The organism is Paenarthrobacter sp. E2MeOHC11, assembly GCF_058744955.1.
On record NZ_CP196673.1, the window covers coordinates 4,541,119 to 4,566,190 of the forward strand.

Annotated in this window: 22 protein-coding genes and 1 tRNA gene; 7 read left to right on the forward strand and 16 right to left on the reverse strand. The window is 62.9% G+C overall.

The genetic code is table 11. From position 1 onward, the window contains the following. Positions 1-34 precede the first annotated feature (34 nt). The 8 genes from ACSSVG_RS21045 to ACSSVG_RS21080 form a co-directional block, all read right to left on the reverse strand. Positions 35-1,543, reverse strand: coding sequence for an oligosaccharide flippase family protein (locus ACSSVG_RS21045; RefSeq protein WP_253468255.1), 1,509 nt, complete (start codon positions 1,541-1,543; stop codon positions 35-37). Next, on the reverse strand, positions 1,540-2,613 hold the full coding sequence (locus ACSSVG_RS21050; protein WP_253468254.1) for a glycosyltransferase family 2 protein: 1,074 nt from the start codon (positions 2,611-2,613) through the stop codon (positions 1,540-1,542). Before ACSSVG_RS21050 ends, ACSSVG_RS21045 begins: the two co-directional genes overlap by 4 nt. Then, positions 2,610-3,272 carry an acetyltransferase gene (locus tag ACSSVG_RS21055; RefSeq protein ID WP_231340161.1) on the reverse strand — a complete coding sequence of 221 codons (663 nt, stop codon included), beginning with the start codon at positions 3,270-3,272 and terminating at the stop codon, positions 2,610-2,612. The genes ACSSVG_RS21050 and ACSSVG_RS21055 overlap by 4 nt, the downstream gene beginning before the upstream one ends. After that, a complete protein-coding gene (locus ACSSVG_RS21060; protein WP_492416123.1) occupies positions 3,269-4,435 on the reverse strand; it encodes a DegT/DnrJ/EryC1/StrS family aminotransferase in 1,167 nt (388 codons plus the stop codon). The genes ACSSVG_RS21055 and ACSSVG_RS21060 overlap by 4 nt, the downstream gene beginning before the upstream one ends. After that, positions 4,432-5,451: an NAD-dependent epimerase/dehydratase family protein gene (locus tag ACSSVG_RS21065; protein WP_253468252.1), complete on the reverse strand. Its 1,020-nt coding sequence runs from the start codon at positions 5,449-5,451 to the stop codon at positions 4,432-4,434. Before ACSSVG_RS21065 ends, ACSSVG_RS21060 begins: the two co-directional genes overlap by 4 nt. Continuing rightward, positions 5,448-6,557, reverse strand: coding sequence for a Gfo/Idh/MocA family protein (locus tag ACSSVG_RS21070; protein WP_492416125.1), 1,110 nt, complete (start codon positions 6,555-6,557; stop codon positions 5,448-5,450). Before ACSSVG_RS21070 ends, ACSSVG_RS21065 begins: the two co-directional genes overlap by 4 nt. Before the next feature lie 57 nt (positions 6,558-6,614). Continuing rightward, complete coding sequence (locus ACSSVG_RS21075; protein ID WP_492416127.1) at positions 6,615-8,297, reverse strand: sugar transferase; 1,683 nt, start codon at positions 8,295-8,297, stop codon at positions 6,615-6,617. A 254-nt stretch (positions 8,298-8,551) separates the two neighbouring features. Then, positions 8,552-8,809 carry a hypothetical protein gene (locus tag ACSSVG_RS21080; protein WP_231340166.1) on the reverse strand — a complete coding sequence of 86 codons (258 nt, stop codon included), beginning with the start codon at positions 8,807-8,809 and terminating at the stop codon, positions 8,552-8,554. Between the two features lie 39 nt (positions 8,810-8,848). Here ACSSVG_RS21080 and ACSSVG_RS21085 point away from each other — a divergent pair, with 39 nt between their 5' ends. Next, positions 8,849-9,082, forward strand: a complete 234-nt coding sequence (locus ACSSVG_RS21085; RefSeq protein WP_159699602.1) for a DUF5703 family protein — start codon at positions 8,849-8,851, stop codon at positions 9,080-9,082. A gap of 6 nt (positions 9,083-9,088) precedes the next feature. On the opposite strand, the gene ACSSVG_RS21090 is transcribed toward ACSSVG_RS21085, so the two are convergent. Both ACSSVG_RS21090 and ACSSVG_RS21095 read right to left on the reverse strand, forming a co-directional pair. Next, positions 9,089-10,258, reverse strand: coding sequence for an acyl-CoA dehydrogenase family protein (locus tag ACSSVG_RS21090; RefSeq protein WP_492416130.1), 1,170 nt, complete (start codon positions 10,256-10,258; stop codon positions 9,089-9,091). Between the two features lie 27 nt (positions 10,259-10,285). Then, positions 10,286-11,590: a M20/M25/M40 family metallo-hydrolase gene (locus ACSSVG_RS21095; protein WP_492416132.1), complete on the reverse strand. Its 1,305-nt coding sequence runs from the start codon at positions 11,588-11,590 to the stop codon at positions 10,286-10,288. A 264-nt stretch (positions 11,591-11,854) separates the two neighbouring features. Between ACSSVG_RS21095 and ACSSVG_RS21100 the strand changes: the two genes are divergently transcribed. Next, positions 11,855-11,937: transfer RNA gene (locus ACSSVG_RS21100), tRNA-Leu, on the forward strand. A 119-nt stretch (positions 11,938-12,056) separates the two neighbouring features. After that, positions 12,057-12,263, forward strand: a complete 207-nt coding sequence (locus ACSSVG_RS21105; protein ID WP_492416133.1) for a hypothetical protein — start codon at positions 12,057-12,059, stop codon at positions 12,261-12,263. On the opposite strand, the gene ACSSVG_RS21110 is transcribed toward ACSSVG_RS21105, so the two are convergent. From ACSSVG_RS21110 to ACSSVG_RS21120, 3 genes are read right to left on the reverse strand one after another with little or no spacing between them, the layout of a single operon-like run. Further along, positions 12,253-13,179, reverse strand: a complete 927-nt coding sequence (locus ACSSVG_RS21110; protein ID WP_231342105.1) for a MaoC/PaaZ C-terminal domain-containing protein — start codon at positions 13,177-13,179, stop codon at positions 12,253-12,255. The genes ACSSVG_RS21105 and ACSSVG_RS21110 overlap by 11 nt on opposite strands. Further along, the gene (locus tag ACSSVG_RS21115) at positions 13,176-14,516 is read right to left on the reverse strand and encodes a 3-oxoacyl-ACP reductase (RefSeq protein WP_492416135.1); all 1,341 of its coding nucleotides are present in this window, start codon (positions 14,514-14,516) and stop codon (positions 13,176-13,178) included. Before ACSSVG_RS21115 ends, ACSSVG_RS21110 begins: the two co-directional genes overlap by 4 nt. A 9-nt stretch (positions 14,517-14,525) precedes the next feature. Further along, the gene (locus ACSSVG_RS21120; RefSeq protein ID WP_492416137.1) at positions 14,526-15,878 is read right to left on the reverse strand and encodes an acetyl-CoA C-acetyltransferase; all 1,353 of its coding nucleotides are present in this window, start codon (positions 15,876-15,878) and stop codon (positions 14,526-14,528) included. Positions 15,879-15,938: 60 nt separating this feature from the next. On the opposite strand from ACSSVG_RS21120, the gene ACSSVG_RS21125 reads away from it, so the two are divergent. Further along, complete coding sequence (locus tag ACSSVG_RS21125) at positions 15,939-16,673, forward strand: TetR family transcriptional regulator (RefSeq protein WP_492416139.1); 735 nt, start codon at positions 15,939-15,941, stop codon at positions 16,671-16,673. A 46-nt stretch (positions 16,674-16,719) separates the two neighbouring features. Further along, positions 16,720-18,819: an acyl-CoA dehydrogenase family protein gene (locus ACSSVG_RS21130; RefSeq protein ID WP_253468249.1), complete on the forward strand. Its 2,100-nt coding sequence runs from the start codon at positions 16,720-16,722 to the stop codon at positions 18,817-18,819. A 137-nt stretch (positions 18,820-18,956) separates the two neighbouring features. On the opposite strand, the gene glgA is transcribed toward ACSSVG_RS21130, so the two are convergent. Further along, positions 18,957-20,153 carry a glycogen synthase gene (gene glgA, locus ACSSVG_RS21135; RefSeq protein WP_231342113.1) on the reverse strand — a complete coding sequence of 399 codons (1,197 nt, stop codon included), beginning with the start codon at positions 20,151-20,153 and terminating at the stop codon, positions 18,957-18,959. A gap of 93 nt (positions 20,154-20,246) precedes the next feature. Between glgA and glgC the strand changes: the two genes are divergently transcribed. After that, on the forward strand, positions 20,247-21,659 hold the full coding sequence (gene glgC / locus ACSSVG_RS21140) for a glucose-1-phosphate adenylyltransferase (protein ID WP_231342114.1): 1,413 nt from the start codon (positions 20,247-20,249) through the stop codon (positions 21,657-21,659). 74 nt (positions 21,660-21,733) lie between these two features. Then, on the forward strand, positions 21,734-23,185 hold the full coding sequence (locus tag ACSSVG_RS21145) for an SDR family oxidoreductase (RefSeq protein WP_231342117.1): 1,452 nt from the start codon (positions 21,734-21,736) through the stop codon (positions 23,183-23,185). An 86-nt stretch (positions 23,186-23,271) separates the two neighbouring features. Here the strand turns inward: ACSSVG_RS21145 and ACSSVG_RS21150 are convergent, their stop codons facing one another. Next, on the reverse strand, positions 23,272-24,123 hold the full coding sequence (locus tag ACSSVG_RS21150) for a transglutaminase family protein (protein WP_231342125.1): 852 nt from the start codon (positions 24,121-24,123) through the stop codon (positions 23,272-23,274). Further along, positions 24,120-25,046, reverse strand: a complete 927-nt coding sequence (locus tag ACSSVG_RS21155) for an alpha-E domain-containing protein (protein ID WP_026540668.1) — start codon at positions 25,044-25,046, stop codon at positions 24,120-24,122. Before ACSSVG_RS21155 ends, ACSSVG_RS21150 begins: the two co-directional genes overlap by 4 nt. Between the last annotated feature and the right edge of the window lie 26 nt (positions 25,047-25,072).

Below are 25,072 nucleotides of genomic sequence, written 5' to 3' on the forward strand. Positions count from 1 at the left end.
GCGACCAGGCGCGCTGTCACCAATGCCTTGGGTTTCACGGCGTGCCCGCGCTTCCCGCCGTGCCGGCATGTGACGGTGCGGACGCTGCACCCTTGGCCTGAAGCAAACCACGAACGTCCGTCACCAGCTGCTTGCCCTGGCGGAACGTCAGGAGTACGTACAAAGTCGAGCCCACCAGGGTGCCTGCTGCCAGGGCGACGCCCGGATTGGCCATCCCCTGGGTAGCCAGCCAGGCAGCGGTCCCAGCCACTGTGGCAGCCGCCAGAGGTGGGATGCTTCCACGAAGCAGCTGCCAGGCAGTGGTCTGCAGTACTGATGTGAGGGAGTGTACATACAGGGGAATGACCACCAGGCAGGCCACTGTTGCGTGGGCGATCCCAGCCCCGGCAATTCCCCACCACGTGACGCCAAGGAAAAGGGCCGGCGTGAGGGCGGCAAGCCAGGCTACCTGGACCCAAAAGAGCCACACGGTACGGCCTGCCCCGACGCTCAAGTCAGCAAAGAGCTCCACAAGGATCCTGGTGGCGCCGAATACTCCCAGCGTCGCAAGCGCAATTCCCGCCGGCGCCCAGGCCCCACCATAGGCAGTCACGATCAGCGGATGGGCCAGTGCGATCACCATCGCCGAGATCGGAAAAGCGCAGTAGGAGACGCCCGTGACAAACCTGGCCGCCAGGGGCCCGAGCGTCCCCTCTGCGAAGAGCCTGCCGAACGTAGGCACCGCGGTGGCGCGGATAACAGCCGTGATCACTGAACTTGGCAGGCCTGCCAGGTTGAATGCAAGGAGATACAGGCCCAGTGCCGTCGGATCCAGCATCCGCCCAATCATCAGATAGTCCACGTTCAGCGTCACGAACACCACAAGGTTGGCCATGGCAAGCGGCATGCCCAGGCGCAGGATCTCCACGGCCACTGAACGGTCAAAGCCCGGTGCGTACCTCTTCGGCGTGATGATCCAATACCCGGCCATGGCAACAAGCTGGCCACCGACCCTGGACCAGGCGAGCGCCATGGCACCCCAACCGTCCAAAGCCATGGGAACCACAAGGACCAGCACGGTCACCAGGCTGCAGAGGTCGACGACGACACGCGGCTTTTGCAGGAACTCCCGCCACACCATGGTCGAAGGCACAGCGCCAATGCCTTGCAGGAGGATGGTGATTGACAACACCTGGATCACCGGGGTCGCGGCCGGGTCATCAAAAGCCGCCGCCAAAGCAGGCGCGAGGGCAACAGCAGCCGCTGTCATGACGCCACTGGTCACCAGTGCAATGGAGAAGACAGTAGGAGCAATCTTGTCCGGGTCGCCGTTGCCCCGGGCAAGCGCTGCAGTGGCTCCAAGCTCGGCCATGTTCGTGGCGATCGTTTGGACCACAATTGCTACCGCGAGCGCCCCGAAGTGTTCCGGAGCGATCATGCGGGCCACGATGATGGTGGTGGCAAACTGGACGACCCTGCCCAGGGCCATGTTGACCCCGCCCCAGAGCGTGGCGCTCGCAGCCCGGTTGCCCAGCGTGCGGTCCTGACCGCGCACCTCGGTCACGAGATTCCCGTCATGGCCCAGATACGCCAACGGACCCGGTCCAGTTGGCCCCGTGCAAACTCGGCAGCCTGCCTCCCGACCCCTGGTTTCCGACCACGGGCACCGCGGGTGATCCTGGCTTGTAACGCGTTGGCCCTATGGATGTTGCCAGGAACCTCGTGCAGGCACTCGATGAACTTCCGCAGCTCAACGGCGGCCTCCATTGACCCGCCCCTGTTGATCTCCCTGAACCCCAGGTGCGCAGCTTCCCTGCTCAGTGCATATTTAGCCCGCTGCAACTGCCGTGCCCGGCTCTTGGGGTTCGTCGGAAAGCGGGGGTCCTCGAGGACGCGGAAGGCATCCAGCCGGTGTTTGAGGTCCACGGCGGCCGCCGCGAACTCAGTTTGATGCATGTTGGCTCCGTGGACCCGATAGAACGCCTGCACCGGACCATTGATCCGTCCGACATCCCAGGAGCCTGCGGCCCGCAGCCAGTACTCGAGGTCCCCGGAGTGCGGCAGCGTGGTGCTGTAGGCGCCGACGCTGAGCACGGCGTCGGTCCGCATGACCACTTCCGGGGAGAGAATGAAGTTTCTTCCGCGGGTGCACGCGAGGGAAATCCACTGTTTCCCCTCCCACACACTCCACGTGGCGTGCTCATGCGTGGAAACGGGCGGCGGCTGATCGGTGAAATCCTTGGGCAGGCCATAGACCATTCCCACCCGCGGGTTGGCCTCCATCAACGCTGCAGCCCGCGCCAAGGCGCCCGGAGCGATCACGTCATCGGCGGAGAGGAGGGTAACGTAGCGCCCCCGGGCCCTGGAGAGTCCGTCGTTGTACGTGGCGATGTGCCCTTGGTTTTTCTCGTGGAGAACCACGCTAATGCGCGGATCCTCCGACGCCAGACGCCATGCAACGGCGGCGCTGCCATCGGTGGATGCGTCGTCGACCACGATGACCTCAACGTCCACGCCCTCCTGTGTCAACGCGCTGGCCAGAGCGTCAGGCAGGTACCGCCCGTAGTTGTAGCACGGGACCACCACCGAAACGCTCGTTGAGTGCTGCAAAGCGACAGGCCGCATCAGTTTCATTGGATGCCCTCCAACGCGGGAGAATTCCCCCGCCTGATCACACGTGCCGGAACGCCTGCCCAGGTCTCGTCATCAGGAACATCGGTCAGGACGGCCGCGCCCATGCCAATGGTTGCATTCGCTCCGACGGAGGTGCGCTCGCGGACACTGGCGTTCATCCCGATGTAGGCAGCCCGGCCGATGTGGACGTTCCCGCCCAGTGACACGCCTGAGGCGAAGGTCGCGAAGTCGCTGATCTCGTCGTCGTGGGTGAACGTGACTCCCGGCATTGCCACCACATGGTTGCCGATGGTCACGGACGCGGTCATGCTCACATGTGCCAGGAGGATGCTGCCCCGTCCAATCAGGCAACCTTCGGGCACCTGGACGGAAGGGTCAATGGCTGTGGCGTAGCGGTCTTCGTCCAGCCCGAGGGTCCTGAGCCGCATCACGACGCTTTCCCGCCCGGCCCCGGATCCGATGCAGATCAGCAGCAGAGCGTGGGGGAACTTCAAGGCGTCGCGGATGGGGCCAAGGACATGGGCGCCATCCACCACGCGCCCCAGTTTGTCTTCGTCGTCGTCGAGGATTCCAATGACGTCGAACGGCCCGCTGCTGCGGACCATGGCCAGGACCTCCCTGGCCAGGCCACTTGCTGCGATGAGGAGGAGTTCACTCATGTCAATCGACCCGCGGCCCGAAGTACGGAATCGATGACGCGGACCTGGTCATGCAATGCGAGTTGGTGGTACAGGGGCAGGATGAGTGTGTGGTCCGTCAGCCATTCAGTGGCGTCCAGTGCGGCGTTGCCGGTGTCTTTGCCCGCGTACGCCGGTTGGCGGTGCGCGGCCATGATGCCGCGTCGGGCCGAGATGCCGTCCTCGGCCAGGACGGACAGCAACCCGTCACGTCCCACTGGGAATCCTGGACCAACCTCAAGCCAGCAGGACTGGAAGTTGCTGATCCCATAGTCCGGGTCGCTGACCAGCCGGAGGCCCTCGATGCCCGCGAACGCGTTTGCGTAGGTTGCTGCGAGCTCCCGTCGGCGCTGTACGGCCCTCCGCAGCCGACCCAGCTGGACAAGTCCGACGGCCGCCTGCATGTCGGTCATGCGGTAGTTGAACCCCACCTCGAGGTATTCCTCAGCGGGTGACAGGACGCTGGCATGCCGGTCAGCGGCAGAGACGTTCATGGCGTGTTCACGGAGGCGTCGTGACCTGTCGGCCAGTTCCTTCCGCGAGGTGGAGAGCATTCCGCCCTCTCCTGTGGTGAGTATTTTGCGGGGGTGGAATGACCACGCGGCTACGTCTGCGCCTGACCCAACAGGACGGCCTTGGTATCGGGAGCCGATGGCGCAGGCAGCGTCTTCGACCACCGTGATGCCAAGGGGGTCGCACAATGCCCGGAGGGGGGCCAGATCAACGGGCACCCCTCCTTGGTCGACGGCTATGACGACCTTGGTGGCCGGCGTCAGGGCGGCCTCCACTGTTGAGGCTGTCAGGCATCCGGTGAGGGGGTCGACGTCGGCAAACACCGGACGCGCTCCCACGTACGTGGCTGCGTTGGCCGTGGCAATGAAGGAGAACGAAGGGACCACCACGTCATCGCCCGGGCCAACATCCAGGACGGCCAGCGCCAGGTGCAAGGCCGTGGTGCAGCTGGAAGTTGCCACAGCGAATCCTGCCTGCTGTTCCACGGCGAAGGCATCTTCGAACTGCCGTACTTTGGGTCCTTGGGCAACCCATCCAGAAGCAATGACCTCAGCCACCGCCTGGGCTTCCTCCTCGCCGAGCCACGGCTTCATGACGTCGATGCGTGCCAATCGGGTTTCGGAAGTAGTCATCGCGCACCAACGACAGGAGCAGCCGGTCCGTTGGCAGTCCGTGCAGCGGCAATCTCTGCACGGAGCGGCCGCCACCAGGAAACTAGCGAACGCAGTCCATCTTCCAAGCCGACCGCAGCCTCGAATCCGAGGTGCTCGCGTGCGGCTGAAGTGTCCGCCAATCGGCGTGCCACGCCGTTGACTGCCCTTTCCGGCCCATGTTCAAGGTGCAGCGGGGAATCCATGACGGACAGCAACGAATGTGCCAGTTCGGCCAGGCTGGTTTCGGTGCCGCTGGCCACGTTGTAGACCCCTTCGTTCACGTCGCTGACTGCTGCCAGGACGTTGGCCCGGGCCACATCGGCTGTATGGATGAAATCCATGGTTTGCTGGCCACTGCCGAAAATCACGGGCGGGAGGCCGTCAACGATCCTTTCCATCCAGCGGACCAGCACCTCGGTGTACAGGCCATGGACATCCATCCTCGGCCCGTAGACGTTGAAGTACCGTAGGGCAACGTAGTTCAGGCCGGACATCGCCCGGAAGCTCCTGGCCATGCCTTCGTTGAACGATTTCGCCGCACCGTAGAAGGTGTCGTTGTTGTGGTGATGGTGGCTTTCCCTGGTGGGAAAGTCTTCCGCCATGCCATAGACGGAGGCACTGGAGGCCGTAATGAGCTTGTCCACTTTGTGTTCGGCGGCAGCCTCCACAACGTTGAACGTCCCGTCGACCAGCACTTCGAGTGCAAGCCGCGGTTCCTCGGCGCACTGGGTGATGCGGATGGCTGCCTGGTGAAAGACCAGGTCCTTGCCGCGGGTGAGCCCGTGTACCAGGTCGCGGTCCCGCAGGTCCCCTTGCACCAATTGAACGCGTTCGCTGGCCAGGGCCCCGTCAAGGTTCGCCAGGCGTCCGCGCACCAGGTTGTCCAGGACGTCAACGTGCGCCGCACCGGCGTCGAGCAATTGGTCAACAAGGGTGGACCCTATGGTTCCGGCACCGCCTGTGACCAGGATGTTGGCCCCCAGCAGCTCTTTCACCGCGCGACCTGAAGATTGACCTCGTTGCCGGCCACCACGGTGGACTGCCCGTCCGTGCTCAGGCTTTGGGTCACTGCTTCAAGGACAGAAAGGACCCGGAGCCCGGACTCACCGCTGGTACGGGGCATGGTGTGGTTCCGGATGGAAGAAGCCAGCTCGGCCACCACCTGGCCCAAGGGCTCTCTTTCCTGAAGCGCCGGGGACCACGTGTCGCCAAGGCGATAGGAGATGGCCGAAGTCCTCTTGTCAGCGGCCGACCGCGGCTGGTGTTCCAGGCTGACGCCACGGTCGTAGACGCTGAGGCGTTGCTGCGGATTGAGGTCGTCCCAGACGAGGGTCCTCTTTGACCCACCGATGATCATTTGCCTGATCTTGGTGGGGCTGAGCCAGTTCACATGGATGTGCACCATGGCATCGTTGGGTAAGCCGAAGGTCAAATGTCCCACGCAGTCCCTGCCGGTACCCAGCGGATCCGCTCCGTGGGCGGCGATCTCGGTGGGGTGCAACCCGCCGGGCAGGACGAAGTCCAGGATGGAGAGGTCATGGGGAGCCAGGTCCCAGAAGACATTGACGTCCGGTTGGACGAGTCCCAGGTTGATACGGACGGAGTCGACATACAGGATGTCGCCCAACGCGCCGCTGGCCACGAGCTCCTGGATTTTCAGGACAGCGGGGGTAAAGCAGTAGGTGTGGTCCGCCATTAGTACCAGTCCCCTGGCTTTGGCTTCCTCCACCATTTCCAGGCCCTTGGCGCGGCTGTCAGCCAGCGGTTTTTCCACCAGCACATGCTTGCCGGCGCGCAGCGCAGTCATCACGACGCCGTGATGGGTGTGTGCCGGCGTCGCCACTGCGATGGCGTCCAGGTTGTATGTGTCCAGGAGTTCGTCCAAGGACTCGACGACGGCCACGCCACCAACCGTCTCGGCGAGCCTTAGGCCACGTTCGACGTCGAGGTCACAAATGGCCACCAGGTCCCAGTCGGGGCTGGCCTTCAAGTTTCTGGCGAGATTAGGTCCCCAGTACCCTGCCCCGACCACTGCAATGCGAAGCTGTGGCCGCAGTGCGTGGCCGTTCAGTGGTCCTGATGGAATAGTTCGTATGCTCATTTCCCACTCGACTTCTGTGTGATAGCGCGGTTCTTGTCAGGTAATGCGTGACTTTCACTAGTAGGCGCCGGACGGCCGGGTCATGGCCCGGAAGGTCCGCCACATGATCATTAAGTCCCCCGCTATTGACCAGTTCTCCACGTAGTAGAGATCCAGCCGGACTGCCTCATCCCACGGCAGGTCGGAGCGTCCGTTGATTTGCCACAACCCAGTGATCCCCGGCTTGATCAGCAGCCGGCGGTGTGTGTGGCGCTCGTAGCCGCTGACCTCCCGGGACAGCGGCGGCCTGGGCCCCACCAGGCTCATGTTTCCTACCAGGACGTTCCAGAACTGCGGCAGTTCATCCAGGGAGTACTTCCGCATCCACCGGCCGCAGCGGGTGACGCGTGGGTCGCCGCGGATCTTGAAAAGCACGCCCGCGCCCTCGTCCTGGTTGCTGAGTGCATCCAGATGGGCTTCGGCGTCGACCACCATGGAACGGAACTTCAGCATCTGGAAAGTGGTACCTTGCTTTCCGATCCGTTCCTGCCTGAACAGGAAAGGCCCGGGACTGTCTGCGCGGACGATCACGGCAAGGATGAGAAAGACCGGCGCCAGGACCAGCAAGGCGGTTGCCGATACCGTGATGTCCATGAGCCGCTTCAACGTGTGCTTGCCCCCGGAGTAGTGCGGAATATCCACATGCATCAGTGGCAGCCCTTCAACGGGCCGCCAGTGGATGCGCGGCCCGGCGACGTTGGTCAGGGTCGCGGCCAGGACCAATTCGGCGGCGTTCTCCTCCAGCCGCCAACCGAGCTCCTGGATGAATTGGTTTCCACCAGGCACTGGCCCGGCCACGATCACCGCATTGGCGCCGGTCTGCCGGACAGTGTTGGCAACACCGTAGATCGAAGACAAGACAGGGACGCGCAGGTGGTCCACCGCAAGGACAGTGCCGCGGCGCGCCCCGGGGAGGCAGGCGCCAAGGATGTCGTAGGCAGCACCGGACTTCCGATTGATCTGCTTGATGACGTACCTGACGTCCTGGGGCTCACCCACCACGATCGCGCGTGAGAGGCAACGTCCACGTGACTTCTCGTGGCTTAGCCACCGGCGGAAACCCCACCTGCTGCCCGTCAGGGCTACCAGGCCCAGGGGCAAGGAAATGAGGACAAAGGAGCTGACGGCCTCCAAACGGAAAACCACCGCTACGATGCCGAGGAATCCAAAGACCCGGAAACTTGCCGAGAGTACGCGCTTGTACTCTTCGGGACCGACGCCCAGAACTTTGGGATCGCGGGTCCTGTATACCTCCAGGGCCGCCAGCCATACCACCCCAAGAATCAATCCGAGCACCAGGTGTCTTGGCTGGGCAGGACTGCCGGCCACCAGGGCCATTCCGTTTGTATTCACGACGAGTCCGGCAATGACGGCGCCGGCAACCAAGGCCGTGTCAGCCAGGCGGAGGCTGTTGGTCAGGAGGCGTGTCCACGTCAAGCGGTCCTTGTGGGGAGCCTTTGCCCGCGGGCGGCGGTGGGTGACTGGCGGCAGCACGAGGTCCAGGGTGACATCCGGCCTCAGCGCCGCCAGTCCCGCCTTTTCAGTCCGCTGTGCAGCAGCGGACTTGCCAATCCAGGGAGACACCGGCGGATTGACGTCGGCGACGACGGGTTGAACCGGGAAGGCCGACCCCGCGGGGGCATGGGCCGCACCTTTGGGTGCCGCTACCTTGCCTAAACGCAAGACTGGAACTTTTACCATGTCAGCCTTCTTTGGAGACCTGCCGTTGCCTACCTATCAGTGAAGCTGCGGCCGACCGGAGGCGCACCAGTAGTCGATACTCAACTTTGCGCAGGATTACCTATGGCCCCTACGTGCAAGTACCTAGCTGGCGTTGACGGGACTACGTGCCTGGAGGACGATAAACCGCGGAAACACGGGCCGGAACCACCACTGAAATGACCACAGCGGCACAAAAAAACCGGCCACCCGAGGGCGGCCGGTTCGTCGGATATTCAGTCCTCGACGATCTCGAGGTCTTCGTCGGAGATCTCCTCGTCGTCTTCCTCCTCGTCGTCGAAGACCTGCAGCGGAGTAACCTCGGAATACGCCTCATAGAGTGCGTCCTCATAAACTTCGAAGGCATCGGCCACGCCGAAAAATGCGGCCTCGACGTTGGGGTCGCCCTCACCGCGCCGGGCGGATGCGGCGGCCAGGTGCTCTTCAAGGGCGGCGGTCAATGATTGAAGCGCGACACGCGGATCGATGCTCATGACTTCACGTTAGCCGGAAAAGGACGAAAATGGAGAGGGATGAGAGAACAATTTCCGGGTAGCTCCGTGGAGCGCCAACGAGATTATGCACGTCAGTACGAGTACCTCGTCCTGACGGTAGGACCTGACGATTCGCTGCCCGATGCCCGCCGCCGGCTCGCCGAACATTCCGAGTATGGCAAGTGGGAGCTCGAACGCAGCGTGCTCTACGTTGGCGGTGGCAGGCGCTTCTGGCTCCGCCGCAAGGTCTATTCCGTGCAGCGAACCGTCTAGGCGCCGTCAGGCCCCCTGATCCTCCAACGGCCCCAACCATGCGTTGGCCACCGTGTTGTGCGCGGATTCGTCATTGGATGGATGGAAGATACCCGCCAGGACATCCCGGTAGAGGCGCTCCATCTCGGAACCCCTGAAGTAACTGGATCCGCCCGTGACCCGGATCGCCAGGTCCACCACGTGGCGTGCGTTTTCCGTAGCCCGGGATTTGAGTCCCACCAGTTTGGGGAACCACTGGGCTCCGTGGTCCACCAGATTGTCCACGTCGCGGGCCATCGTGGATATCTGCGGGGAGATGCCGTCCATGGCCAAAGCGGCGTCGGCAACCTTCCAGCGGATGTCAGGATCCTGGGCGAAGCTGCGTCCGCCATGCTTCGCCGACACGCGTTGCTTGACGTTCTGCACCCCAAGGGTGAAAGCCCGCTCGGCGACACCCGTATATACCGCGGCCAGAAGCGTTTCGAAGCAAGCGAAGATGGCAAAGATCAGCAGGTCCTTATTGGGCCCCACCGGCAACTTCCGGAAGATCCGATCCGCTGGAATGACGGCGCCGTGCAAAAGCGTAGTGTTCGAAGCACTTGCCCGCATCCCCAAAGTGTCCCAGTCGCTGAGGGTTTCGTGTCCAGGCTCGTCCCGTCGGAGGAAGCCGAAGACGAGCTCACCCTCTCCCTCCCGTGCTTCCGCGTCTTTACCGAACGTACCCAGCCGGGTCCAGCCACGTGAAAGGCTTGTAAAGATCTTCCTGCCGGTGAAGCGGTAGCTTCCATCGGGCAGTGGCTCCGCCACAGTGCCGGAATCGAACAACATGGAGTCGTTGCCCGCTTCGGAAATACCGAAGGCAAACACTTCTCCTCGGCCGGCTTCCTTCAGGACGAAGTCCAATGAGTCATCGCCCCTCGCCGTCATGGCATGCGCGACGCCGGTCCACACCAGGTGCATATTCACAGCCAGTGCTGTGGCCGGGGCGGCTGTGGCGAGCCGCTGCTGCAAGGCAGCTACCGCTTCGAGACCGAGCCCGAATCCGCCGTCGACCTCAGGCACGAAGAGCTTAAGGTAACCGGCCGCCGCCAGCTCCTCCAGATCCTCGTGGAAGAACCCGTTGTTCTGGTCGTAGCCGGCCGCGCGACCGCGCAGGCGCTCAAGCAGGGCGTCGGGAAGGATTTCTTCGGGAGCCATGGCCAGGCCTCCTTCTGGTGATAGCGGTTAGTAGTTGCTGAGCAGCCTGTTCAGGACGCGGGCGCCGAATTGCAGTGACTCGGCCGGAACACGCTCATCGACACCGTGGAACATGCCCGTGAAGTCGAGCTCGTCGGGCAGCATCAGCGGAGCGAAGCCGTAGCCGGTGATACCGATCTTGCTCAGCGACTTGTTGTCCGTGCCGCCGGAGAGCGTGTACGGAAGCACCTTGGCGCCGGGATCCTCGGAGTGCAGGGCATCGATCATGGAATCAACCAGGTTGCCTGCGAACGGGACCTCAAGGGACACATCCTTGTTGACGTAGCTGATGTCGATGCCGTCGCCGGCAAGCTCCTTGATGGTCTCGAACACCAGTTCCTGCTGGCCGGGCAAGGTGCGGCAGTCCACGAAGGCCTCGGCAGACTCGGGGATGACATTGTGCTTATAGCCGGAGCGCAGCAGCGTGGGGTTGGACGTATTCTGCAGCGTGGCGCCCACGAACCGGGCCACCGTGCCCAGCTCCTTCAGGAGGATGTCCGGGTTCTCGGCATCGAATTCGACGCCGGTCAGTTCAGTCACGCCGTCGAGGAACTGCCGCGTGGTAGGCGTCAGTTCCACCGGCCACTTGTACTCGCCGATCCTGGTTACTGCAGCTGCAAGCCTGGTGACGGCATTGTCGGTGTTGATCTGGGAGCCGTGCCCTGCCCGCCCGTGCGCCACGAGTCGCAGCCAGGACAGCCCTTTTTCGGCAGTTTGGAGCAGGTAGGTCCGCTGGCCACCGATGGTGGCTGAGAATCCGCCAACCTCGGAGATTGCCTCGGTGGCGCCGTCGAAGAGCTCGCGCCGATGTTCGATGGCGTACCGCGCACCATACGTACCGCCGGCCTCTTCGTCGGCAAAGAAGGCAAAGACGATGTCGCGCTTGGGCTTGCGGCCCGTCCGGGCAAAGTCGCGCATGACCGACAGGATCATGGCGTCCATGTCCTTCATGTCCACGGCGCCGCGGCCCCATACCAGCCCATCCTTCAGTTCACCGCTGAAAGGATCAACGCTCCACTGGTCCTTAAGGGCAGGAACAACGTCCAAGTGACCGTGCACCACCAGGGCGTCGGCTGAGGGGTCCTCCCCCGCCAGGCGGGTTACAACGTTTGCCCGCCCCGGGGCGGACTCGAAGATCTCGGCGTCGAGACCTACTTCGGTGATGAGCCCGGCGGTGTATTCCGCTGCGGCACGCTCTCCTGGTCCTGAGTCGTCGCCGAAGTTGGAGGAGTCAATGCGGATGAGCTCCTGGCAGATCCGGACGACTTCGTCTTCTGGGCGGATGACAGACATGGAAACTCTCCTTGCGTGGCTGGGCTGCAGGTTCCGGCGACGCGCCTTGCGGATTCCGCAGCCCGTCCCGTGTCCCATCAGCCTACTCACCAGCAGCGACCTGAGTCAGGCATTGGTTGCGCCACGGGTCGCCGGGCGTCCATGGAAGGCGCCCTGACCAGCGCCGATTTTTCAGCTACCCGAAACCGTGTTAGAGTTTTTCTCGCTGCTTCGGAGGAAAGTGAAGCACCGGAAGGTGCGAAACGGCCCATCTGAATACCACCTGCGCGGGTGGCGGAATGGCAGACGCGCTAGCTTGAGGTGCTAGTCCTCGAAAGGGGGTGGGGGTTCAAGTCCCCCTCCGCGCACAATCGCAAGGCCTGGAATCCACGGATTCCGGGCCTTGTTTATTTTGCGCCAAGTCGCTGCTCAACCTTCAATGCGAGGTTGATCACAATTGTTTCTTCCCTGCTCACATAAGGCAAAGATGGCCAGGCGCGAAGACTTTCTCGGTCCCGGCCAGGTGGCAAGAACACTGACTCTCCAGCCGGACGCCGCGGGTGACGTGACGGCCACCTTGCGGACCGGAGCAAACGGCGGAATCCACCACCTCGCGGTCTCAAGGAATAGCGACGACGGCGGCAGTCACTTCACGGTAGCTGCCGCCGTCGTCCGTGCTTGCTTTAGGACATAGCTGAAACTGTGCCTGTGAAGTGACGCCGGCCGCTGCGTGGATTCCACGCCACATAGTCCGAGCGCTCCCAACCTCCGGACCCTGAATGGACTGTCGCGATGTCCAAGGCAACGCGCGCTGGGAGGAACACTGGGGCCTCAAAAGCTACATCCCACGAAAAGGAATCAGCCTTGACAGCCCCAACATCGGCAAGTGCGCGGGAGGCCAGGTACATACCGTGGGCTATGGACCCGCGCAATCCCAGTGCCTTCGCGGAGAGAATACTGAGGTGGATCGGATTGAAGTCGCCTGAGACTGTGGCGTAGCTGCGACCGATGTCCAAACCGAGTTGCCACAGCGCGGTGGGATCCGGGGGTGAAAAGTCGGCGGGTCCCGTCGCACCGTTTGGACTGCCCGGTTTGTCGATGCCCGGAATGAAGACGCCCTTGGCCAGATACGTGGAGACGCCGCGCCACAACAGTTCCCCGGCCGAAGATGAACGGACTTCCGCCACCACGTCCACTTGGGTTCCGGACTTGTGGCCGGCCAGGTTTTCTGCCCACGACCGGATGTCCAGGGCCTCCGAAAAAACGATGGGTGCCCGCTGCTCCACGTGGTTCCTCAGGTGGATCATTCCCAGAAGCGGCAACGGAAAGTCATCACGGTTCATCACGCTCATGGATACCGGGAAGGCCAGCGCATGGACGTAGCCCGCCGGCAGGATGTCACTGGCTGACTCCCCCACCAGGTGTTGGTAGGCGGTCAGGTTTCCAACGTCGGCCAGGACGTTCCTGACTTCGTGGCTGACGGCCGGCAACCGATTCTCTCCCGTAGATGCCCCGAGTACCCGCCGACGCGCGGCAGTTGTTGCCGCATTGACATAGAGCTTGGACAGCGACGGCAGCTCGCCCAGCACCACCGGCTGTGGGTCTATCATGCTCCCACCAATTGTTGTCCGCAGACGCGCAGTACTTCGCCCGAGATACCTCCGGCGGCATCGCTGGCCAGGAAGGAGATTGCCTCGGCTACGTCCTGGGGCTGGCCGCCTTGCTTGAGCGAGTTCAGCCTACGGGCGGCTTCGCGGATGGCAAAGGGCATCCTGGCGGTCATGTCGGTTTCAATGAATCCCGGGGCAACGGCGTTGATAGTGCCGCCGAACGGCTCCATCAACGCCGCTGTTGACCTGACCATGCCGATCACGCCGCCTTTGGAGGCTCCATAATTCGTCTGGCCCCTGTTACCTGCGATGCCACTGGTGGAGGCCACCGAGACGATGCGGGGCGCGTCCTTGAAATGCGCCGACGCCAGGAGGGCCTCGTTGATATTCAGCTGCGCTGCGATGTTGACCGCGATGACAGATTGCCAGCGGGCTTCGTCCATGTTGACAAGGAGCCTGTCGCGCGTGATTCCCGCGTTGTGGACCACGACGTCGAGCCGGCCATAACGTTCCACGGCGTGCTCGATGATTCTATGCCCAGCGTCCTCGCGACTGATATCGAGTTGAAGTGCCGTGCCTCGAACATCGTTGGCCACTGCGGCCAAATGGTCCCCGGCTGCCGGGATGTCCACTGCGATGACCTTGGCACCATCACGGTGGAGCGTCCGGGCGATGGCCGCACCAATGCCCCGGGCGGCTCCGGTGACCACTGCGACCTTCCCGGCCAACGGTTTGTCTGAATTGTTGGGCAGGCTGCCTGAGGTGGATCGGACCGTCAGGAATTGTCCGTCCACGTACGCGGAGCGCCCGGAAAGGAAGAACCTGAGTGCGCCCAGTGCCGAGGGGCTGGTGGTCGCGAGGTCGTCGTCGAGGAGTATGCCGTTGGCTGTCGCGCCGGCCCGCAGTTCCTTGGCCAGCGACCGCAGCAAGCCGTCGATGCCCTGCCGCGCAGCAGCTGACGCAGGGCTTGGGGCCGACTGTGACGTCCTGGAGATCGTGACCACTCTGGCATTGGCGGCCAGGTCCCGGAGGGAGGTGCCCGCAGTCAGTACGGATTTGCTCAAATCGCGGGGATGCTGGACGGCGTCGAGCACCACGACAATAGCGCCCAGTTTCTCCTTGGGCAAGGCGTTTCGCCGCACGTCCAAGCCCCAACCCAGGAGGGTCGTGGCAATATCATCTGCTCCTGCGCTGTCGCCGACAACCAGGACGGGACCGGTCACCAGCGGGGCGCCGGGCTGGTATCGACGAAGCACCACGGGTTGCGGCAGACCGAGCCTTTTGGCAACGTCCTTGCCCAGTCCCTGACTCACGAGCTGCGTGTATTTGTCTGTCATGGAGTTCCCCTATGCTGCTTCCAGAAGAGCGACGACGCCTTGGCCGCCAGCGGCGCAAACAGAGATCAGGCCCCGTGCCGGGCGTCCGTCGACAGAGCCCTTCTCGTGCAGCATTTTCGCAAGGGAGGCCACGATCCTGCCACCCGTTGCAGCGAACGGATGCCCGGCGGCAAGCGATGATCCATTGACGTTCAACTTGGCCCGGTCCACTTTGCCGAGGGCTCCGTCCAAGCCGAGGCGTGTCCGGCCGAACTCCTCGTCCTCCCACGCAGCCAGCGTGCTCAGGACAGTTCCAGCGAAGGCCTCATGGATTTCGAAGAAATCGATGTCTTCAAGCGTCAATCCATGACGGGCCAGCAATCGGGGAACAGCGAAGACCGGCGCCATGAGCAGGCCGTCCTTGCCATGGACAAAGTCCACTGCTGCGGCTTCGCCATCAAGGACCGTTGCAAGCTTGGGTAGGCCATGGGCGTCGGCCCACTCCTCCGTCGCCAGAAGGACTGTGGACGCACCATCGGTGAGCGGCGTTGAGTTGCCGGCGGTCATGGTGGCCTCGGAGCCAAGATTCTTACCGAAGACGGGCTTGAGCGAGGACAGCTTCTCCAGCGTGGTGTCGGCCCGCATGTTGGAGTCGCGGTTGAGCCCCCGGTACGGGGTGATGAGGTCATCAAAGAAGCCGCGATCGTATGCGGCGGCGAGGTTGCGGTGGCTGTTGAAAGAGAGCTCGTCCTGGGCCTCACGGGTGATCTTCCACTGTGCTGTGGTGAGTGCCTGGTGTTCGCCCATGGACAGGCCGGTGCGTGGCTCGCCCGTGTTCGGTGCGTCGGGCGCCAGGTCCTTGGGGCGGATCCGGCCGATGATCTTTAACTTCTGCACGGCTGTTTTCGCGCGGTTCAGGTCCAGCAGGATCTCGCGCAGTCCTTCGCTGACCGCGATCGGGGCATCGGATGCCGAGTCCACTCCGCCGGCAATGGCTGAATCGATCTGCCCCAACTTGATCTTGTTGGACAATCCGATCACTGTCTCAAGCCCCGTGGCACAGGCCTGTTGGAGGTCATATGCCGGGGTCTCAGGGGACAAAGCGGATCCGAGGACGGCCTCCCTGGTGAGGTTGAAGTCCCTCGAGTGTTTGAGGACGGCTCCCGCTGCCACTTCACCGATGCGTTCGTCCTGCAGCCCGAACCTGGCGATCAACCCCTCCAGCGCCGCGGTCAGCATGTCCTGGTTGGACGACTTGACGTAGGCGCCACCTGTCCGCGCGAACGGGATGCGGTTGCCACCGACGATCACAGCGGCGCGTGGTGCCTGGGGCGCGGAACCCTGGTTCCGGGTTCCGCCTGAGGTCTCGTCTGCTACAGCCATGTTGTCTCCTTTGATCAAAGCCAGTTACTGATACCCAGCGTACCTGATACGCTGGGTATCGTGAACAGCGAGCACGAAGAAACCATCACCGCCGCCGGTAACCGGACGGGCGGGTCCCCCGTTCCGCCGGTGGATGCCTCCGCCGACACGGGACCCTTGGTTGACGGGCGGGCAGCACGCTGGCAGTCACACCGCGAAGAACGTCGCCGGGAGCTCATCAGGGCAGCGCGGAAGGCTGTTCACAAGCTGGGCAGTGACGCTTCCATGGAGGACATCGCGGGAGCTGCCGGAACATCGAAATCCGTCTACTACCGTTACTTCGGCGATAAAGCCGGACTTCAGCAAGCCATGGGCGAGGTAGTGCTTGGCCAGATGCAGCGCCGCATGCAGGAAGCGACCCAACGTGCGCAGACGCCCCGCGAGGGCTTGTTCGCCATGGTCTCCGCCTACCTTCAAATGGCTGAATCCAGCCCCAACGTGTATGCGTTCATCACCCGGCTCAGCCCCGGAGAGGCATCTGCGCAGGACGCGATCGCCGCGTCCGGCGCACTGGGTAACTTCTTCGAGCAGATCACGGACATGATCGCCAAACCCATGCGGGAGTACCTGGGTGCAGAGAAGGAAGCCGTCATTGTCTACTGGCCCACCGCGGCCATAGGACTTGTCAGGAACGCAGGCGAAATGTGGCTGGGAAGTCCCGCCGGAGCCGGTAAACCTGACCAGGCAACAATGGCCGGACAGATCACCGATTGGCTGTGCCTCGGTATTGCCCCGGCACTCAAAACCACCACCTGACACCAGCAATGACTCATCAGTTGTCGGAACCAAAGAAGGAAGCAACATGACTGAAGTAGTGGACCGGACCCCATCAGCCCATCAGCCCTCAGGCAGCGACGCCGCCGCCACCGGCGTCGAGCCTGCGGTTGATGTCGCCGCGCTCGGAGAGCAACTCCTCGGCAAGTGGGCCCACATCCGCCACCAGGCACGTGAAGTGGCCGGTAATCCGGCAGTGCAGAAGATTGAAGGAATGCATCACACCGAGCACCGCGCCCGCGTGTTCGAGCAGCTCAAATTCCTGGTGGACAACAATGCAGTCCATCGGGCGTTCCCTACCCGGCTGGGAGGCTCCGACGATCACGGCGGAAACATTGCCGGCTTCGAGGAACTGGTCACGGCTGACCCCTCACTTCAAATCAAGGCCGGAGTTCAGTGGGGACTGTTCGGCTCCGCGGTGATGCATCTTGGAACTGTTGAGCACCACGACAAGTGGCTTCCCGGGATCATGAGCCTGGAGATCCCCGGCTGCTTCGCAATGACAGAAACCGGACACGGCTCCGACGTTGCCAGCATTGCAACCACGGCAACATATGACGAAGCCAGCCAGGAATTCGTGATCAACACCCCCTTCCGGGCGGCGTGGAAGGACTACATCGGCAACGCGGCCAATGATGGCCTCGCCGCAGTGGTGTTCGCACAGTTGATTACCCAAAACGTCAACCACGGCGTCCATGCCTTCTACGTGGAGCTCCGCGATCCAGCAACCAAGGAATTCCTCCCCGGCATCGGAGGCGAAGATGACGGCATCAAGGGCGGCCTCAACGGCATCGACAATGGCCGGCTGCATTTCACTGGCGTACGGATCCCCCGCACCAACTTGTTGAACCGGTATGGCGACGTCGCCGTGGACGGTACCTACTCCTCCACCATCGAGAGCCCGGGACGCCGCTTCTTCACCATGCTGGGCACCCTGGTCCAGGGCCGCGTTTCCTTGGACGGAGCCGCGGTCGCCGCCAGCAAAGTGGCGCTCAAGACTGCCATCCAGTACGCCACCGAGCGCCGTCAGTTCAACGCTTCCTCAGCGACGGACGAGGAAGTCCTGCTGGACTACCAGCGGCACCAGCGCCGCCTGTTCACCAGGCTGGCCACCACCTACGCGGCCAGCTTCGCCCATGAACAGCTCCTGCAGAAGTTCGACGACGTTTTCTCCGGCGCCCATGACACCGACGCTGACCGGCAGGACCTGGAGACCTTGGCAGCCGCGCTGAAGCCACTGAGCACCTGGCACGCCCTGGATACGCTTCAGGAATGCCGTGAAGCTTGCGGCGGCGCCGGTTTCCTGATCGAAAACCGCTTTGCTTCGTTGCGGGCCGACCTCGATGTCTACGTCACCTTCGAAGGCGACAACACCGTCCTGCTGCAACTGGTCGCCAAACGCCTCCTCGCCGACTACGCCAAGGAATTCCGCAGCGCAGACTTCGGTGTGCTTGCGCGTTATGTAGTGGATCAGGCCGCAGGCGTGGCACTGCACCGGACAGGTCTTCGCCAGGTGGCCCAATTCGTCGCCGACACGGGGTCGGTCCAGAAAGCGGCTTTGGCTTTGCGGGACGAGGAAGGCCAGCGGACCCTGCTTGCCGACCGCGTGCAGTCCATGGTTGCCGAAGTCGGCGCGGCACTGAAGGGGGCGAACAAGCTTCCCCAGCACCAGGCGGCGGCCCTGTTCAACCAGCACCAGCACGAACTCATCGAAGCAGCGCAGGCACACGCGGAACTTCTGCAGTGGGAAGCCTTCACCGAAGCCCTGACGCACGCACCGGATGAGGGAACCAAGCGTGTCCTTACGTGGCTGCGCGACCTCTTCGGCCTGTCCCTGATTGAGAAGCACCTCTCGTGGTACCTCATGAACGGTCGCCTCTCGATGCAGCGCGGGCGGACAGTGGGTACCTACATTAATCGTTTGCTCGTCAAGATCCGTCCGCACGCCGTGGACCTGGTCGACGCTTTCGGCTACGGGCCCGAGCACCTGCGGGCCTCGATCGCCACAGGCGCAGAAGCCAGCCGCCAGGACGAGGCCCGGAAGCACTTCCGCGAACAGCGCGCCAGCGGCAGCGCTCCCGCCGACGAGAAAACGCTTCTAGCCCTGAAGGCGGCAAAAGCCCGCTAGCAGCTCTCCGCTACCGAGCGGTGAACAGTTGCGGAACTTTTGCAAAGCACGACGGCGCCGTCCCCACCAAAGGGGGCGGCGCCGTCGTGGTTTGGCCTACTGTCCGGACTCAAGGGTGGGCCCTGGTCCCGGCCCAATCAGCGCAGGACTGACCTGTAGACCTCAAGCGTTGTTTCCGTGATGGACTCCCAGGAGAAATGCTCTTCTGCCCGGCGCCGGCCTGCCTTGCCCATGTCGCGGGCGCGGGCTGGGTCGGCCACCACTTCGTTCAGCGCAGCAGCGAAATCGCTGACGAACTTCTCCGGGTCCAATGGCGTCCCGGTCCCATCGGTGACCTGTTCCAACGGGACGAGCAGCCCGGTTTCGCCATGTTGGACCACTTCCGGAATGCCGCCGGTGGCGCTGGCCACCACCGCGGCACCGCATGCCATCGCTTCGAGGTTTACGATGCCGAGGGGCTCGTAAATGGACGGGCAGGCAAAGGCTGTGGCATGGCTGAGCACCTGGATGAGTTCCTTCCGGGGCAGCATCCTCTCTATGAGAATGACGCCTTGGCGCTTGGACTGCAGCTCCTCAATGAGGCGTGCAGTCTCGGCGGCGAGTTCCGGAGTGTCGGCGGCACCAAGGCACAGGACGAGCTGTACGTCGTCGGGCAGGCTCGAAGCGGCGCGAAGCAGGTACGGGACACCCTTCTGGCGGGTGTTGCGGCCCACGAAGACAACGCTGGGCTTGGCAGGGTCGATGCCAAGGGCCCGGATCGCGTCGTCCTCTTCATCACGTTCCCACAGGGAAACATCGATGCCGTTGTGGACTACGCGAACCTTTGCCGGGTCCACATCCGGGTAGCTCCGGAGGATGTCCTGGCGCATGCCCTCGGACACGGCAATGATCGCCGCGGCCGCCTCGTATGCCGTTTTCTCCACCCAGGAGGACAGCGCATAGCCGCCTCCGAGCTGCTCTGCCTTCCACGGGCGGAGGGGCTCCAGGCTGTGGGCGCTGAGCACATGGGGAATGCCGTGCAGAAGCGAGGCGAGGTGGCCGGCCATGTTCGCGTACCAGGTGTGCGAGTGGACCAGGTCCGCTCCCGCAATGTCCGGAACGATCCTCAAGTCCACGCCCAAGGTTTGGAGGGCAGGGTTGGCTTCACCGAGGTCTTCGGGCGTGGCGTAGGACGCCACGGTGGCCCCGTGATAGTCGGCATCACGCGGCGCGCCGAACGCCCGCACATGAAGGTCGACGTGCTTTGCCAGCACCCGGCTGAGCTCGGCAACGTGGACACCGGCACCGCCATAAATTTCCGGAGGGAATTCTTTAGTCACAATGTCTATTCGCACGCTAACCAACGTAGTCGTTCCGGCGTATGTGTTCTAGTGTGAAAGAGTCCGGAAAATCGGACTTTTGGGGGATACGAAGACGTACGGGGAGCTGTGACCATGGCGTTGAAGAAAGTTCTGGCAATCGTATTGGCAGGCGGAGAAGGCAACCGACTCATGCCGCTGACGGCGGACCGGGCCAAGCCCGCGGTTCCGTTCGCAGGCGGCTACAGGTTAATTGACTTTGCACTATCCAATCTCGTTAATTCGGGATATTTGAAAATCGTCGTTCTGACGCAGTACAAATCGCACAGCCTTGACCGGCACATCTCGGAAACCTGGCGCATGTCAACGCAGCTGGGCCGCTACGTGGCTTCTGTACCGGCGCAACAGCGCGTGGGCAAAAGCTGGTTCCTTGGCAGTGCAAATGCCATTTACCAATCGCTGAACCTCATCCATGACGACGCCCCGGACATCGTGGTAGTGGTCGGCGCTGACCACGTATACCGCATGGACTTCTCCCAGATGGTGGAGCAACACATTGCCAGTGGTGCCAAGGCTACTGTCGCCGCAGTGCGCCAGCCGCTGAGCATGGCCAACCAGTTCGGCGTGATCGAGGTCGACCAGAACGATCCTCAGAAGATTGCAGCCTTCGTGGAGAAACCTGCCAGCACCCCCGGGCTGGCAGCGGATCCCACGCAGTTCCTGGCCTCGATGGGTAACTATGTCTTCAATGCGGACGCCTTGGTTGAGGCCTTGCATGTGGATGCGGAACGACTGGACACCAAACACGACATGGGTGGCGACATCATTCCGTACTTCGTCGACCAGGGCGAAGCTGGCGTGTACGACTTCACACTCAACGACATCCCCGGCGCCACAGATCGGGACCGGACCTACTGGCGCGACGTCGGTACCATCGACTCGTTCTACGACGCCCACATGGACCTCATCTCGCCTGTACCGGTTTTCAACCTGTACAACTCCGAGTGGCCCATCTACACCCGCCAGAGTATTTCGCCGCCGGCAAAGTTCGTCCGGGGCGAGAACAACACGGTGGGTACCGCCCTCGATTCGATTGTTGCCAGCGGTGTTGTCATTTCCGGAGGCATCGTTGAGGGCTCCGTCCTCTCCAACGACGCCTACGTTGCGGCTGGAAGCCGTGTACAGGACTCTGTCCTGATGGACAAAGTCCGCGTCGGCGAAGGCGCCGTCATCAAGCGGGCCATCCTCGACAAGAACGTCAAGGTTCCAGCCGGTGCCGCCATCGGCTTGGACCCAGCATTGGACAAGGCCCGCGGGTACAAGGTCACCGAGTCCGGCATCACTGTCCTGGCAAAGGGGCAAGTGGTTCCTGAGCCCGGCGAGGCAGAGTTGGCGTTGTCCGCCCAGCACCGCCGGGGCCTCCCGGAAGCCGTCAAAGCTGCAACGCACGACGACCCCGACATCCGTGACTCCGCTGAAAAGGTAGCTGCCGGGATCCAGTCACGCGTGGCAGATGCTGCAACACAGGGCGCCGCCAACTAACCGGCCGGCACCCCCGCTGACATGGCGGGCACCCGAGGCAGGCCATAGGGTCCCAAGGCTGTAAAATCAGGTCAATGAGCTCCACCGATCTGACGCCTGAAGAGATCCAGGCCTGCCTCAAGGTTCTGACCACGATCCACGTCTATGACGAAGAGCACCCGGACTATGTTGCCGTCCGGCGTGCCACCGGCAAGATGTTCAAAGCCGTCAAACGCCACCGCCGTGTCACCAAGCGCGACTCCATTGCCGAAGCTGACCGCGCCGTGATTGCCCTGACCGCCACGGCAGCACCGGACCGGATAGACGATGAAACCCGCGGCAACAAACTGGCCCCCTCCGCTACCGGAGAGATTGCAGGCCACCTCATCCGCTCGCGTCCCTGCTACATCTGCAAGAAGCACTACACGCAGGTGGACGCTTTCTACCACCAGCTTTGCCCTGAATGCGCGGCCTTCAGCCATGGCAAGCGGGATGCCCGCACCAACCTCACGGGCCGCCGGGCGTTGTTGACCGGTGGACGTGCCAAGATCGGCATGTACATTGCATTGCGCCTCCTTCGCGATGGCGCCCACACCACCATCACCACGCGCTTTCCCAAGGATGCGGCCCGGCGCTTCGCTGCCATGGAAGACAGCGGAGACTGGCTGCACCGGCTGCGAATCGTTGGCATCGACCTCCGTGATCCGGCCCAGGTGATGGCCTTGACGGACTCGCTCAACGAGGCGGGCCCGCTGGACATCATCATCAACAATGCAGCGCAGACCGTGCGACGCTCCGGGGGCGCTTACAAGCCGTTGGTCGACGCAGAAGACGAGCCCCTGCCGGCCGCGCTGGAAGCCGCCAACGGTGGACCTGAGCTGGTGACGTTCGGCCACGCGCACGACAAGCACCCACTGGCACTCGCGAGCAGCGTCACTGAACACCCTGTGTTGGCCGGCGACGCGATTACCTCGCTGGCGTTGTCCACCGGATCGGCGTCACTGGAACGGATTGAGTCAGGGACGGCCATCGATGCCGGTGGGCTGGTTCCGGACCTTGCGTCCATCAACAGTTGGACCCAAGTTGTGGACGAGGTGGATCCTCTTGAAATGCTTGAAGTCCAGTTGTGCAATGTCACGGCACCCTTCCTGCTGGTGAGCCGGCTCCGTGATGCCATGAAGCGGTCCACCGCGCACCGGAAGTACATCGTGAACGTCTCAGCCATGGAGGGGCAGTTCTCCCGGGCTTACAAAGGCCCCGGACACCCCCACACCAACATGGCCAAGGCCGCCCTGAACATGATGACCCGGACCAGCGCCCAGGAAATGTTGGATTCCGACGGGATCCTCATGACAGCGGTGGACACCGGTTGGATTACCGACGAGCGTCCCCACTACACCAAGGTCAGGCTCATGGAAGAAGGATTCCACGCCCCCTTGGACTTGGTGGACGGCGCTGCCCGCGTGTACGACCCCATCGTGATGGGTGAAAAGGGCGAGGACCAGTACGGTGTCTTCCTGAAGGACTACAAGCCTTCGCCCTGGTAAAAACCTGGAGTTTTTGTACGGATAAGGCCCTTGAGAGCAGCTCTTAAGGGCCTTATCCGTACTCACATTCCTGCGCGAGTTGACTCCTACGCGAGCCGGGTGATTTCAACCGACACGGAGAGTCCGGAGCCGCCGCCACCGGACAGGATGCCCTTCAGCGGCGGAACGTCGCGGTAGTCCCGGCCCCTCGCCACTGTCACGTGGTAGTCACCCGCCGGTTTGTGGTTGGTGGGGTCCCAGCTGCGCCATTCCCCATCCCACCATTCCAGCCAGGCGTGAGACTGGCCGGCAACGGTCTCGCCGATGTCCGCAGTGGACCTGGGGTGGATGTATCCCGAAACGTAGCGGGCAGGGATGCCGCTGCAGCGCAAAGCGCCGATGGCCAAGTGGGCCAGGTCCTGGCAAACGCCCTGGCGCTGGGACCAGGCCTGCTCTGCGTTGGTGGTGACGCCGGTAGTGCCCTTCATGTAGGTCATTTCACCGGCCATCCACGAAAAGACGGCCAAGGCTGCCTCATGGGGATTTTTGCCTTCGACAACACCGGGAACAATACCCAGGACTTCCTCGCCGGGTCCGCTGAGCCTGGACTGGGGCAACCAGTCGCTGAACTCGTCCTGGACCTTGTCCGACGCGATGACGTCCCATCCCACAATGTCATCCTCAACTGCCACCCGCTCGGTGCGATGCACTTCCACAGTGGCCGTCGCAAGGACCTCAAGGCTCTCATGGGGCATCTGCATATCGAATGCGGTGACCCGTGTTCCCCAGTAGTCACGGTAGGTACTGACGGATGCCTGGTGGGGCGAGACCTTCAAGGAGGACTCCAGGACCACTTGTTGGCCGTCGGTCAGCGGAGTCATCCGGGCTTCGTTGTAGGACAACGTCACGCGGCGATTGTATTTGTAGGCCGTCTTGTGGACGATGCTCAGCCGGGTCATGAAACTTCTCCCACCCAGGCGTGCTCATCAGCCTGATTGAAGTACTTACGGGAAATCGCGTCCGACGCCTGCGTCACAGCCTTCTGCACACGCTCCATGTGCTCGGGCAGCTCGGACATGAGGTCATCTGTGCGGTGGAACTCAAGGAATGTGCGGGCCTGGCCAACAATGCGCCGGGCATCGTTGATGAAGCCAACGCGCTGCGCCGACGGGTCCAACTTCGCCAGGCATTCGTCGGCATCGCGCAGGGCGTAGACAATCGAACGCGGGAACAGACGATCCAGGAGCAGGAATTCCGCGGCGTGCTGGTCTCCGAACGCTGCCCTGCGGGTACGGATGAAGGACTCGTAGGCACCTGCACATCGAAGCATGTTGACCCATGACATTCCTGCGGACTGCACATCCCGTGTTGAGAGCATGCGCGCAGTCATGTCTGCCCGTTCAAGGGAACGGCCAAGCACCATGAACAACCAGCTTTCATCGTGGCTGACGGTGGTGTCTGCGAGGCCGCGAACCATGGCGGTCCGCTCCAAAACCCAATTGCAAAAACGGTACGTTCCCACAACATCCTTGCGGTGCTGGTTGAGGCCGTAATAGGTGGTGTTAAGGCTTTCCCACAGTGACTGGGAGACGGTTTCCCGCGCACGCCGCGCATTCTCGCGTGCGGCGCCCAAGGATCCGGCAATGGAGGACGCGCTCTGCTTGTCATACGCCAGGGCGTGGAGTAGTTCGGGCAGGCCGAAATCCTCGCTCTGGGGTTTGGCGCCCATGACGGCAAGGAGTTCGCGGGCGACGCTGCGCTGCTCTTCGAGAGGCAGGTGGTTGAGGCGCTCGAGGTGCACATCCAGGATCCTGGAAGTACCGTCGGCGCGTTCTACGTAGCGTCCGATCCAAAAGAGTGATTCAGCAATACGGCTCAGCATGGAACAGCCTCCTTCGCGTGGTGCAT